The following is a 14,092-nucleotide window of genomic DNA, read 5'->3' as shown; positions in this document are numbered from 1 at the left end:
AGCTACCCCCATCTTAGATGTATGGGGATAGCCATAGACTAATATGGTCTCTTAGATTACAGATCTTTCAAGGGAAACCATAACGCCCTTAACTCTAAATCCGTAACTTCTACATCTTCGTGAAAATACCCACTAACTATTGGTAACCAATCATCATTAGTCACCAAGCGGTGGCACAGTTCATCCACTTCACAGATCACCCCATCATTATCGATATCGGTTCCGGCCATCACACCAAATCCTAACTCAGAAGTGGCATCTAATTGAGGGGACTTATAATGGTAGACACCCTGTTCTGGATCGAAAGTTGCCATTACCCGGCCTGCAGCTTCACCAGTTTTAATATCAACAAAATCGACATAAACGGCGCCGGCATTACCACCAGATTCCACATCTTCAGCGATAACCTGGACTGATATCCATAAATCAAAACGGGTTTCGGTAGAAGCAACAAAGCTCAAAATGCCAGAATAACGACCTGCCTCTAGGTTGTCAGTGTCTACAGTAATTTGATAACTGCCAAGACCATTTGAATCCTCATCTAGATAGCTCGCACTCAACCAAGAGACAGATGCATTAATCTCAGCAACCGAGACTCCAGGCATATCTGCCAGCAGTTCTACCTTCGCTTCTTTTTGGGTCCACAGTTCATGCTGATGACCACTTTTGATATACAAACGTCCAAGCTGTGGTGTAGCAAAGGCACGAGATTTTGCAGAAGCAACTGCAAGCTCAGCATTTATTTCACCATAACCAAATCGAGGGCTTGGTGTATTACCGTAGGAAACTCTAAAGTCGGTTATCAATTTGTCAAAATCGTCAGGAGTCATTGACTCCCACTCCTCCTTCATCAAGGCAATAACACCGGACACATGGGGTGCAGCCATAGAAGTACCTTGCATACCTCCATAAATAAACTCGATTTCACCGCTCTCAGTTTCTTTCCCGAGAGTGCTTATCACGCCGCCATCGGATTTAGCTATTATCTTAGGATCAAAGGGCTCTGTTGGCCTGCGTCTATCAATTGGCATTAAACCGCCAGGGGCAGTCAAATCAATATTGCCCCCAAAATTGGAGTACCAAACAGGCTCACCGCCTTGTCGAGTGGCAGCCACTGTAACAACCCCATCGAGGTTAGCTGGTGAATAATTACTTACATCATCGCCGTTGTTACCTGCAGCTGCAACAACTATCACACCCGCTTCACGGGCTGCATGCACTGCATCCTGCATCGTTTGAGAGTAACCTGCCCCTCCGAGACTCATGTTAATTACATCAGCTTTTTGATCCGGAACTTTACCAGAATCATTTGTGAGACCTGCAGCAAAATAAATCCCTTGAGCAATGTCATAATCGCTAGCTCCCTCAGCGCCCAGCACCCGTACAGGCATTATTTTGGCTTCATGGGCAACGCCTGCAATACCAATACCGTTGTTAGTAGCTGCAGCGATTGTGCCCGCCACATGGGTACCGTGCCAGGAATCATTATCACTGTCTGGAGCATCACCTGGGTCTTCAGGGTTTGGATCAATACCATCTCCATCCACGGAATTATCAATATCACTGATCATATCGAAGCCAGCTACCAACTGACCCTGGAGGTCTGGATGACCTGATAAGATACCCGTGTCTAATACCGCAACGATTGCACCTCTTCCGGTTGACGTACTCCACGCGTCCTGTACAGCAATCTGTGAGTAATGCCACATCTTTGGATACAAAGGATCGCTGACTGATTGACGCTGACGAATCCGGTTCAGTTCAACATATTCAAATTGGCCACTAGCATTAAGACGCTTGAGATTATAAATGGTCTCCAATTTACGCTGTATTTCAGCTGAAACCTTTACGCCAGCAGTATTCGATAGCGAGGATACTCCCGCTGACTTAAATAAGCCAAACCCCTTCGCCGCCTGATTTGAATCCAGTAGCATTGGGCCATCATCCCTGGTAGTGTGCTTGACCGCGCCTGCCGCAGTAAGCTTCCCAATACCTGCTATTTTAGCCGTGGGCTTTAGACGAGCTATAAGTTCACCAGCGACAAATTTTTCGTTGGTACGGATTGAATTACCAACGCTATCAACTATCGGAGCAGAGGATATTTGCATACGGTAAGCAGAAGCCCCACCAAATGCCAATGCTGCTAAATAATAACTTCCATCTTCTGGGATTTTTAGGGATTCCGTTTCTTCAACACCATTTGAACTTATGAGCAAATTACCAGACTCATCTATCAACCAAAGATCGATATCTGCATCACCATTTTGCCAGTCCTGAATATGTAGAGAAACATTCTGATCCTTTTTTAACGAAGCAACATAGAAATCAAACTCATCCCGGTAGGCACTTGAACTCTTATCTTGAGAAGCAAATTGAGCAACAACAAAACCAACAACTTCACTAACCCCTGAAATTGCCTGCGCTTCTTTCATGGAGTTATTTGGTACAAGCTCGCTGTTAGGATCATTGGTATCGCTATCAGCATACTCACCTTTTGCAAGAGATATCTTTCCAAAAGCAACAAACTGGCCATCACTGACTAGCAAATTAGTTACATACTTATTGGTATTACCCGTCTGATCATCCACAGTTAGGCTGACGGTGTAATCTCCATACTCCTGGTATTCATGCTCGGGCTGGATACCCTCACCTGTCGTACCATCACCAAAATCCCACTGGTACAATAAGTCAGTACTTTCTGCATCAGTACTTTCTGAAGCATCGAATAAAACCAATGGTGATTCAAGATCTGGCTGGTTATATGCAAATTTTGCAACTGGCGGTGAATTTTTAAGGGCTGTAAATGTCAATTCGGAAGTGGCAGTCGCACCGTCATTATCCGTAACCGTCAGCTGAATCGTATACTCCTTGTCAATCCCGTCGTATGCATAAAAGGTATACTCAACTTCCTTCCCAGTAGCATCACTGCCATCACCAAAATTCCATTCGTAACTAGTAATACTGCCGTCCGCATCGCTTGAAGCAGATGCATCAAACTTAACCTGCGCAGGCGAAAGCCCAGACTGCGAAGACAAAGTAAAGCTTGCTACCGGTGCTTGGTTGGCTACTGGGACAGTCGTCCCATCACCTCCGGTTCCACTATCTCCATCACCCCCGCCACCGCCGCTACATGCCGCAGCCATAAGGGCAGCTACGCAAACAGTTAATTTTAAAATCTTAGACATCATTCAGATAAGTTCCTTTTATTTACACTTTCAACAAAGAGCAATGTCAACTCTCGTGTAGAAAACTTTACGTTATTACATCCCATGAACTAGTTGAGTGATTTCAGCTCTTCCATAAGGCGGCAATATACTAAACTATTTTTTATTTATGCAAAGACACATTAATCAACCAAAGCTGACGAGCAGCTCGTCCATAACCTGAATAATTTTTTTAATCGTCATCTTCGCTGTATCACTTGCTTATGTTTCCTACTAATTTAGAAAAAGAGCTTTCCAATTACCTTCACTAAACTTTCAGCTAAACGTTCGTTCCAGTTAGCTTTTGAATGACTGAAATATTGGTTAGCAAATGCGAGCTAGGTAAAACAGCCTCTGCTATCTAAGGCCATGGGTAGTATCAATTGATCCACCAAGTGCTCATCCACCGGCACGCCTACAAAGCTGTATCTGCCGAATTACAAGATCGACAATGCGATCAGAATCTATCTGATACTCTCCCATAACATAAAACACTTTAGTCAAATGCTGGGATAACAGTCACAGGGAGAGTACATTGCCTGTCCTTTAATAGCCTGATTTTCGGATATACAAACACTCAATGGGCCAATCAACCTTGGGTAGTTCACGCTAAAGTTCCCTCTTTAGCATTTCGCTACGAGCATAATTGCGTAATTTTTATGCAAAGAAAAGGTGTCATTGACAATCAAAGCTACCGCTAATATCAACTCAATAAACATCTGCAATTCATGTTTTTGAATGTGATGTTACAAGCCGCATGGAATCCATATTAGCCATTCATAAACATGGGACACTGGTGTGGTTTCAGAATGTTATGTAAGCGTTTCGCAGTTTCGATAAGCTCTTTCTCTTGGCCTTTAAGGCCGATCAGCTGTGCTCCGATCGGAAGCCCGTTTCCATCAAATCCTATTGGTAAGGTCACAACTGGATGACCCGTCAGTGAAATCGGCGTTGTAAAGGCTGCCATCGCATCAAAATAATTTACCGGTTGCTCATTGATGTACATAGGGAGGGCGTAATCACGCACACCATTGCGATCGCTGGTTGGTGCCATATGCTTAAACACCGAAGTCGCCGTAACGGGCAACACCCATACACTGTTATCTGCCAAAAAGGCATCAATAGCACCAGACAATATCTTTTTTTCGTCAATTGCATTGCTAAGGCGGCTTTTATTGTGGCGATAACCAAGCATGACATTCGCGATGAATTCTGGTGAACGGCGCGCACTTGCACGCCCAAGAATGCTGGAAAGAAAACGTACAGGCGCCGACATTAAAGCGCTTGTTTCAAACCCCATAATTTCACCAAATGCACGACGTGCCCGTTTAAAATCGAAATCTTTTGGTTGATCCTGTACTACGTGAACCCCAGATTCTTCCCATGCGTTTTTCGCATTTTCAAAACATTTAACGATGCTCTTACAAACTTCAATCCCGCCGCTATCGACACTCCAGTTGACCTTTGGCATTTTAAATTCTTTCTGCCCAACGTCTGGCTGGTTATTCATATGTGTCCATACTAGATCCAAGTCATCACAAGTTCTGGCAATCGGTCCCATACGCGCAAAATGCTTCAGCGGTGCAACCTGGTTTGGCATAGTCCCATCAATGGGAATGGCATCCTCGCTCGGCAGAAGGCTAAACACACCACAAAATGAGGCAGGGATACGCAAAGACCCACTCAAGTCTGTACCAATATCGACAAAGCTCATCCCCGCCGCTATCGCAGCTGCGCCGCCACCACTACTCCCCCCCGGTGTGTATTCTAAATTCCAAGGGTTGTTAGTGGTGCCAAATAGAGTATTACTGCACTGAAAGTCCATCGAGAGGGGCGGGAGATTCGTTTTACCCATAACCTGTGCACCAGCATTCAGCAGTCGTTCAATGGCAGATGCGGTTTGGGTAGGGTGGAACCCCTTGTAACGTTCCGACCCAAATGTGCAGGCCATACCTCGATAGTAAATTTGATCTTTCAGGGTAATGGGCAAACCCGCCAATGGACACATGTTACTTGTAGGCTGGTTTTCATTGAGTGTTACAACGGCATTGATCATCGGGTTGAGGCGCTGTATACGTTCTAGCAGGTGGTGTATTACCTCTTTGGCCTGGATATCGCCTGCCGACAAGGCTGCACAAATCTGGGTAGCTGAGTATTGATGAAGTTGCATCGCTTAATCCCGAACAATTTTGTTCCGGACGAATTTAGCAAGTAAAGTGGAAACCTGCTGTTCCTATCATGCTTTTCTGAGTGGAATATAAATACGAGTGAGTTGTTTTACTGGGTCGATGTAGTTCGGTGTTCCCGAATAAGCTTCGAACGGTAATTCATCACGCAGCCTATACGCTGTCTGAGCAAGCCAGTTGCGATAAATCTGGTTCCAAGTTTGGTAGAGAAATTTGTAATCCCCCCAGTGTTCAAAGACCGCCCATGTTCCAGCGTCGAACATGCGCCAATTATAGCTTTTGTTGTTGTTTAGGCGTTCTGAATAGGCTCCACCGTACCAAACTGTAACGGTATCATCATTGAGCATCTGGGGGGTGTTAGGAAAACAGCTCATCAAGAATTGATCCGGTGGCACTGTCTCTTTCAGTAGCGCTAAAAAATATGCACCAATATCCAAATCACTCTTGTGGAAAAACTGGCCTTCATTGGTTCCTCTCGACTGCTGAAACCGGAAATAGAATGGTCGTAGAGTGACGATCTCGACTGGCTCAATCACCTGGCGCGGCGGCTGATTGATCAAATACGGGCGGCCCTGTTGCACCCCTGTTTCCGCGGCTTCGGGAGAATTGCGAAAAGCAGAGGGGCTTATTCCGAACTGTTTTTTGAATGCCCGAGAAAACGCGCTATGGGTTTGAAAACCGCAATTAAGTGCAAGCTGCAGTAAGTTGACGTTTGAAGCGTTGGTGAGTTCTAATGCTGCGATCTCCAGACGGCGCACCGCAATATAGCGATTCACAGGTTCTCCCATATAGGCAAAAAACAATCGTTGAAAATGAAAAGGCGATAGATGAACATGATTAGCAATATCGGTAATTTTCAAATTTCTATGAAGGTTTTCCTCAATTAACTGCGCTGCTTGAGTTACTTTCGTTCTATTTTTATCTAATTTCTTCATCGAATTTTTTTGTTACCCTTGAACCAATTTCTCTCGTGAAGAATCTATAACGATAAATGATCAGTATTTATATCTTCGTCCAGCTTCTTTTTCTGCACCCATACGTATTAACGTCGTCAAAAAATTCTTTTTGGAAAAATCTAAAATGGTTTTTATTGTAGACACAGCTTTCAAAGCATAATTTGCTTACTCCATTGGTCAACAATAGCGGTGACAATACGATTTAAAAAGCTAAGCTTTTACGGTCTGCACGAATAGTTTTAATAAGAATCGGCATTCCCAGGCATAAGGACAAAGTAAGGGAAGTCCGCAAAATCTGTCTGCAGCCCTTCCCCTGAGCACCGTCTATCTTAGTCACTGCCTAAGTCCTTAAAACTCAAAGCTTACTCCGTGGCTTGCTACCTTAAGCTGTTGGACGCAGTTTCACGAGATCATTAAGAACGCCTTCTAAGCCGCCATAAACTGATATTTTATCGATGCGTGTACTGACTTTTTCTAAGGATTCCAATTCTTTTAGACGCAGTAATGTAGGATTGTTATCCATCATCTTGGCAGTGTTATGCAGGGAGCGCATAGCCTGGGTCTCTTCACGACGCTTTATTAAATTCGCTTCAGACTCCTTCTGCGCTTCCACTACCTGATTAAGAATCATCTTCATGTCGCCCGGTAAGATAATATCTTTCACTCCGACACTGACAATTTCGATAGCGTAATGCGCTAGTTTTTTATGGATAGCCGTTGCAATAACAATATTCAGCCGATCTTTATCTGCTAATAAGCTATCCAGAGTCTGGGTACCCACCGCTTCACGCAAACTTAGTTGTAATTCACGGTAAATATGGTTTTTATAATCACTGAGTTTCAATGCCACCCGCTGTGGATCTGTAATCTTGAAACTGCCACTTAAGTTGATACGCAGGCTAACTCTATCTTTGGTTAGAATTTCCTGGCCACTCACTTCAATAGTTTGCAGGCGCATGTCTATCAATTTCACTGCGATAGAGCGATTGTATTTCCAAAATCCATAGCGACCCGGCTGCAGCGCTTTCTCCAACTTTCCATTGACAACTAAAAGACCCACATGCTCATCGGGAACTTCGTTATAGCTCACTGCCTGAGCAGCGATGCGTATTTGGCTTGCACAGGCACCGCGACCGAGAAGCCCCAGTACATTGTCATCAATGGTGTATTCCCTGGAAATATCCACAATACCTACACGAACGGTTTCCCCTCCTTTCCATACGGCCCGGTATGAACCAGGGGGAAGGATATCTACCAAGTTACCATCCCGATAGAAAAGTCCGACTTGCTGATCAGACAATTCGTAGGACTGCAAATATTCACCTAACACTTCGCTATAAGTATTCAGCAGGAATTTTGCTTTAATCGCATCAAAAACCACCTCAGTAATATCATAGGTCTCCACCCGTACATCACCTGAGAGCAGCCAAATACGGTGACGCCCTGGTGGCAGCACCCTTTCAAATCGGCTGCGGCGAAACAGCAGTGCTCGCTCGTTATCAGCCACATTGACAATCTTCCATATTTTAAAGAGAGACTTCATTTCTCCGATCTCTTATCATTTTATTCCTTTAGGGTGGGGCCCACTCGATCTCAGAGTGGCCCAACGCTTATACACAGAGGGTGCAAAATACAGCGGTTCTGCAAAGTTCTTCTTGCACCCATCCTGGGTGACGAAGCCAACATCCTTGGCCAGAATAGAATCAATGCAAATGCTGTAATCCACACGCACAGCGTAAACCCACGCAAGGCGACACTGCCGCCGGCGTGCCTTTATGGCTGGATTGCTGCAATTCCCAATAACCGAAACCATAAGGCACTGTAGGCCCCGGATAGATTTCAACAAAGAGGGCTTCTTTGTGGGGACTCGAACCCCAGGCTCTCGCCTTCCCTTAAAGTCGCTTTCCAGGCGACGTGACTTTGACAGGAATCGAACCTGTAACAAACCGATTTAACGGTTGCTTTACCAATTGAGCGACAAAGTAGGCGTTTGAAGATTGCCCCAGTGGGTACACCTACCGCCAGCGTCGGGGGTGCCAGGCCGGCATACAGAACCGGCTCCGCTGACTGGAACACAAACATTCAAACTTGCTTGCGGAAAGCCTGCCCTTTAGGCATAACTTCCGACATTCCTCACTATTAAACGCCTTATCCCTGGCCGGTGCTAACTATCCTTTGACACAGACTACCTGCTTGAGGGTGTAAACGATTTCCACCAGGTCTTTTTGTGCTGCCATAACCTTCTCAATAGGTTTGTAGGCCGATGGGGTTTCGTCGATCACACCTTCATCTTTACGGCATTCCACGTCGACAGTAGCCGCGCGATGCTCTTCCAGGGATACCAGTTTTTTCGCCTTTGTGCGGGACATCACCCGCCCGGCACCATGGCTACAGCTGCAGAAGCTTTCCTCGTTTCCTAACCCCCGCACAATAAAAGACTTGGCCCCCATACTTCCGGGAATAATGCCCATTTCATCAACACGCGCCCTTACAGCGCCCTTGCGCGTTACCAGTACCTCCTTGCCGTAGTGTTGTTCGCGGGAAACGTAATTGTGATGGCAGTTTACCGCCTCCATGCGCGCCTCAAAATCCATACCCAGTGCCTGCTTCACCGCGCCAATAGTGCGTACCATCATGACTTCACGATTGATGCGAGCAAATTCCTGCGCCCACTCCACCGCCCGCACATAGTCATCGAAATGCTCGCTACCCTCGGGGAAATAGGCCAAGTCACTATCAGGCAAGTGGATATGCCAGCGTTCCATATCCCGCTTGGCCTTTTCGATAAAGTAGGTACCAATACGGTTACCCACACCACGAGAGCCGCTGTGCAACATCAGCCACACGCTGCCTTGCTTATCCAGGCACATCTCAATAAAGTGATTACCGGTACCAAGCGTTCCCAAGTGATTGATATTATTGGTATTTTTCAATACTGGGTGTTTCTCCTTCAGCACCTCAAACTGCGCTGCCAACGGCGCCCAGCCGGCAAGTGCATCGTGCGGCGGATTCTCCCAGGCACCCTTATCCCGACCCCTACCCCGGTGTCGACCAGTGCGGCCGTGGGGCACTGCGCGCTCAATGGCACTGCGGACGCCCGCCAGGTTGTCTGGCAGCTGTGCTGCAGTGAGGCTGGTGCGGACTGCCATCATGCCACAGCCAATATCCACACCCACAGCTGCGGGGATTACCGCTCCCAGGGTGGGTACCACACTGCCAATGGTGGCGCCTTTGCCCAGGTGTACATCGGGCATTGCCGCCACCCACTTGTGGATAAAAGGCAACTGCGAAATATTTTTAAGCTGAGCCCTGGCTTCTTCTTCAAAGGGCACACCTAAGGTCCAGGACTTAATCGGTACCCCACATGCCTGCATCACTTCATACGGCAATGGCTTCATCTCTCGCTCCTTTAAGAATCTCATGAAACCGCGTTACCACTTCACGCGCTTCTTTTGCCATTGATATAGCGAATTGAGTGCCAACTTTTGCAGAAACTTTCCAATTTTCTGTAACTCATTGTTTTTTATAAATAAATTATTTTATCGGTAGCGTTCTAAGGGAGGGTTAGCCCAGTACGATGTATAGAATATCTATCTTTTAAGATAGCTATTTATTATTTTAGATAGTATGAAAACAGTAGCTATCAGTATTCTCGGCACGACTAAAGACCGGCGCGTACAAGTGACAAGCGTTGGGACAAGTGGCGCCCCAATATCTCTATGTGCCAGCACGATGACCTGCTGATCGATCGGCTGGAGCTCCTTTTCGACAACCACTCGAAAAACCTGGCAGACCAGGTCACTGAGGACATTGCACGTATTTCCCCTGAAACCGACGTGGTTCATCACCGGGTCAACTTCAATGACCCCTGGGATTTCGAGAGTGTGTACAGCAACCTGCTGGATTTCGCCCGCGATTACGCTTTTAAGCCGGATCAGGAGCAATACCTGGTACATATCACGACTGGCACCCACGTGGCCCAGATCTGTCTCTACCTGCTCACAGAGGCCGGTTATTTCCCTGGGCGCCTGCTGCAAACTTCTCCTGCACAGAAAAACAGTAATTTGCCGGGGCAGTACCAGATTATCGACTTGGATCTATCCAAGTACGACCAGATTGCCTCACGTTTCCAGCGAGAACACCAGGAGGGCACTACCTACCTGAAAGGCGGTATCGAAACCAACAACCAGGCCTTTAACCAGATGATCGAGCAGTTAGAGCAGGTCTCTATTCGCTCCGATGTGCCCATTCTCATTACAGGACCGACGGGGGCAGGAAAATCTCAGCTGGCCCAGCGTGTCTATGAGTTACGTAAACAACGCGGAAAATTGGAAGGAGGCCTGGTCGCGGTAAACTGCGCCACCCTACGTGGTGAGAATGCCATGTCCGCCCTATTCGGCCACCGCAAAGGGGCCTTTACCGGTGCCACCACACACCGCCCTGGGCTATTAATGGAGGCGGATAAGGGTCTGCTATTTCTGGATGAGATTGGCGAGTTGGGACTGGACGAACAGGCAATGCTACTGCGGGCCATAGAGCACAAGCGCTTTATGCCCTTTGGCTCAGATAAAGAAGTGAGCAGTCACTTCCAGCTGATCGCTGGCACCAACCGGGATCTAGTACAGCTCAGTCGCGAGGGTAAGTTTCGTGCAGACCTGCTGGCCCGTATCGACTTATGGACCTACCGCCTACCCTCTCTGCGTGAGCGTATTGAAGACCTGGAACCCAATATCGACTTTGAGCTTGAAGCCTTCTCCACAAAGTCTGGCCACCTGGTGAGCTTCAATAAAGCGGCGCGGGAGAGGTACCTGAACTTTGGCCGCTCGGTAGAGGCCAGCTGGTCAGCGAACTTTCGCGATCTTATCGCCAGTATCCTGCGCATGGGCACCCTCGCCGACGGCGGGCGTATCACGACCCAGGTAGTGGAGGAGGAAATTCACAGATTACAGATTAAGTGGCAAAGCCCACAGAGTAAGTCATCACTGCCCTTTGCCCGTATTGAAATGTTGTTGGGCCGTGACCGCATCGAACAGATGGATTACTACGAGCAGATCAAGTTGGCGGGACTGATTCAAGTTTGTGAGGAGTCCAACTCTATGGCAGCAGCCGGGCGCAAACTGTTTCAAGTGAGCCGCACAGCAAAAAAATCCAATAACGACTCTCACCGGATACGCCAACTTTTAGATAAATACGGTCTTAAATTCGACCAACTGAATAAAACATAGAGACCGCCTGGCACCATTTTTTGTTAGTCTCATTCCTAAACCCTGATGCTGGATCATGGAATGAGATCTATCTACTTTTTCCCGCTTATTTTTTTACTCAGTGCCTGCGAGCCAACTCAGTTTGCAGGCGGAACCGCCTTGCCAGATGGCTCGGTATACAAAGGCGATATGTTAAACGGCCTGTTTCATGGGCAGGGCCAACTCGAATGGCCCAATGGCAGCCTTTATCGTGGAAACTTTCGAGAAGGCCGCATGACGGGCGAAGGCGTATTAACCGGAAATGATGGTTGTACTTATGAAGGCGAGTTTCTCAATGGGGAGCCCCACGGCAAAGGTCGCTATACCTGCAATGGAACTGTGTGGATAGGTGAATTCCTTGAAGGGGAGCTAAAAAACGGTACGTTAAATTGGGATGACGGTGACATTTACAATGGCGAATTTTTGGCTTTTGACCCTCATGGCGAAGGCAAACTCAGTACCGATGATGGCAGCCTTTATCAGGGCACTTTTGAAAACGGCTATTTAATACAAGGCAACTACTCGGATAGCGATGGCTATCGTTATACCGGCGGCTTTGAGTACGGCTCATACTCTGGCGAGGGTGAACTCACTCAGCCTGACGGCACTGTGATCCATGCCACATTCAGCTATGGGGAAGCTGAGGGGGAAGGTAAACAAATTAGTAGGGATGCTGAAGGCAACATTATCGAGAAACCTGGCTATTTCTCCGAAGGTATTTATTACCCTAGCGAAGCTGCTTGGCGCGCACTGGCAAATATACCCGGCGCCCAAGCGGAAACCCGCCTCTACAGTGAGAGTGAACGCTTACGAAATGCTATAAACGCACTGCCCCCACAAAGACCCGGCATCCGTGATATTTACACACTACTAGTAGGTGGTGATGGTACCTCTCCGGTATTTGCAAGGGAGCTGGAGTGGGTGGCAGAACGCCTAGATGAAGCTTTTGATATCGACCAGCGACTGCTGCGCCTTAGTAACGGTGGCGGTTACGGTTTTCCCTTGGCCACTCGAACCAGTATCCAGGAAAGTCTAACAGCTTTAGACCAACTGATGGACCCCAAAGAAGATTTACTTCTGGTGCATCTTGTAAGCCATGGTGCTCGCAATGGAGACTTCAAAATTGCCGAAGGTGAAATACCACTTAACGACCTATCTCTAAAAGATGGGCAACAGTGGTTAGACAATATTAACGCTCAGCACCAATGGATCATAATTTCGGCTTGCTTTTCCGGACAGTGGATAGAAGCTTTAAATAACCCCAACAGAGTAATCTTTACTTCAGCCGCTGCCGACCGTAGCTCCTTTGGTTGCAGTGACGACTCTCAGCGCACCTGGTTTAGCTCAGCCCTTTACGGTGAGGCCCTTAACCAAGGTGTGGACAATCCTGAAGCCTGGTTTGAAGCTACAAAATTAAAAGTAACCGAAATGGAGCAGGAGCAGGAAATTAGCAGAAGCCGCCACTCCCTGCCCCAGTATTCAGTGGGAGAGGACTTCCTGATGTGGTGGCAGGGGAAAGAGAAAGCAAATTAGATGGGTATTTCTTCGTCAGAAATAAGTTATTTCTTATTAGTTTGGCGGGAAATTTATAAATGCTTCTTCCTGTAAAAAATATTCAGGCTTTATTAGCTAATAAATCTAACAGTAAGCGAAAGGAGGTATCTTTTTGGATTTCGCTAGCTTCTCTACAGAGTTATTACTTATCTTATTTTTCGTTGCTATTGTTGCCGGCCTACTCGATACATTAGCGGGTGGCGGCGGCCTGATAACCGTTCCGGCCTTAGTCTTAAGCGGTATTCCACCACTATCTGCCTTAGGTACCAATAAATTACAAGGCAGTATCGGTACAGCAACAGCCACTTATATGATGATTAGGGGTAAAAAAGTAAGCTGGGATGGGATTAAAAGGTTGATGCTATCCGCCTTTATTGGAGCCGCTATTGGAACCATAGCCGTACAACTTATCAATACTGACATCTTATCTTTTGTTATCCCTATAGTACTGTTATTTATTGCTATTTACTTTCTGATTTCTCCGGCTATAGCCCAGAATAATGATGAACCCAAACTATCTAGCAAGAAATATCAATATGGGGTAATTCCATTTATTGGATACTACGACGGCATGTTTGGGCCTGGGACTGGGTCATTTTTCACTTTGTCAGGCATTGCTTGCCGAGGACAAGATTTATTGACAGCCACCGCAATAGCAAAGCCTCTTAACTTCTCCACCAACGTCGCCTCTTTATTGGTATTTTTAGTTGCAGGGCAAGTGGTATGGGTCATAGGCATTTTGATGATGGCTGGACAAGTCATAGGTGCATGGATAGGGTCACACTGCCTTTTTAAAATCAACCCCACCTATTTGAGAGGGGTAGTCGTACTGATGTGTAGCGGGATGCTAATAAAATACGCACACGCTATGGGATGGATAGGTTTTATCTGAAAAAAAGCTGCTTTACCGCTTGTATCAATAATTTGCCGGTTATACGCTGGCTTATTCT

Annotated in this window: 9 protein-coding genes and 1 tRNA gene; 3 read left to right on the top strand and 7 right to left on the bottom strand. The window is 46.8% G+C overall.

Annotated elements, in window-relative coordinates; genetic code table 11:
* Positions 1 to 56 precede the first annotated feature (56 nt).
* The 7 genes from ACJJJA_RS01760 to ACJJJA_RS01730 all read right to left on the bottom strand — a co-directional run bounded on the left by ACJJJA_RS01760 (position 57) and on the right by ACJJJA_RS01730 (position 9,743).
* Complete coding sequence (locus ACJJJA_RS01760; protein WP_444903584.1) at positions 57 to 3,188, bottom strand: S8 family serine peptidase; 3,132 nt, start codon at positions 3,186 to 3,188, stop codon at positions 57 to 59.
* A 784-nt stretch (positions 3,189 to 3,972) separates the two neighbouring features.
* Entirely contained in the window at positions 3,973 to 5,373 is a 1,401-nt protein-coding gene (locus ACJJJA_RS01755; protein WP_444903583.1) for an amidase, read from the bottom strand.
* 66 nt (positions 5,374 to 5,439) lie between these two features.
* A complete protein-coding gene (locus tag ACJJJA_RS01750; protein ID WP_444903582.1) occupies positions 5,440 to 6,324 on the bottom strand; it encodes a helix-turn-helix domain-containing protein in 885 nt (294 codons plus the stop codon).
* A gap of 223 nt (positions 6,325 to 6,547) precedes the next feature.
* On the bottom strand, positions 6,548 to 6,682 hold the full coding sequence (locus ACJJJA_RS01745; RefSeq protein WP_444903581.1) for an RNA 3'-terminal phosphate cyclase: 135 nt from the start codon (positions 6,680 to 6,682) through the stop codon (positions 6,548 to 6,550).
* A gap of 45 nt (positions 6,683 to 6,727) precedes the next feature.
* Complete coding sequence (locus tag ACJJJA_RS01740; RefSeq protein ID WP_444903580.1) at positions 6,728 to 7,888, bottom strand: slipin family protein; 1,161 nt, start codon at positions 7,886 to 7,888, stop codon at positions 6,728 to 6,730.
* 372 nt (positions 7,889 to 8,260) lie between these two features.
* Positions 8,261 to 8,329, bottom strand: a tRNA-OTHER gene (locus tag ACJJJA_RS01735).
* 184 nt (positions 8,330 to 8,513) lie between these two features.
* Positions 8,514 to 9,743, bottom strand: a complete 1,230-nt coding sequence (locus tag ACJJJA_RS01730; protein ID WP_444903579.1) for an RtcB family protein — start codon at positions 9,741 to 9,743, stop codon at positions 8,514 to 8,516.
* Between the two features lie 321 nt (positions 9,744 to 10,064).
* On the opposite strand from ACJJJA_RS01730, the gene rtcR reads away from it, so the two are divergent.
* The 3 genes from rtcR to ACJJJA_RS01715 all read left to right on the top strand — a co-directional run bounded on the left by rtcR (position 10,065) and on the right by ACJJJA_RS01715 (position 14,034).
* Entirely contained in the window at positions 10,065 to 11,570 is a 1,506-nt protein-coding gene (rtcR, locus tag ACJJJA_RS01725; RefSeq protein ID WP_444903578.1) for an RNA repair transcriptional activator RtcR, read from the top strand.
* 60 nt (positions 11,571 to 11,630) lie between these two features.
* Positions 11,631 to 13,121, top strand: a complete 1,491-nt coding sequence (locus ACJJJA_RS01720) for a C13 family peptidase (RefSeq protein ID WP_444903577.1) — start codon at positions 11,631 to 11,633, stop codon at positions 13,119 to 13,121.
* Between the two features lie 133 nt (positions 13,122 to 13,254).
* Complete coding sequence (locus ACJJJA_RS01715) at positions 13,255 to 14,034, top strand: TSUP family transporter (RefSeq protein WP_444903576.1); 780 nt, start codon at positions 13,255 to 13,257, stop codon at positions 14,032 to 14,034.
* Positions 14,035 to 14,092 lie beyond the last annotated feature (58 nt).

It is taken from the genome of Microbulbifer mixtoriginis (SeqCode) (assembly GCF_052466865.1).
The sequence above is the reverse complement of the archived record's forward strand: the minus strand, read 5'-3'. Positions and strand labels throughout refer to the sequence as shown.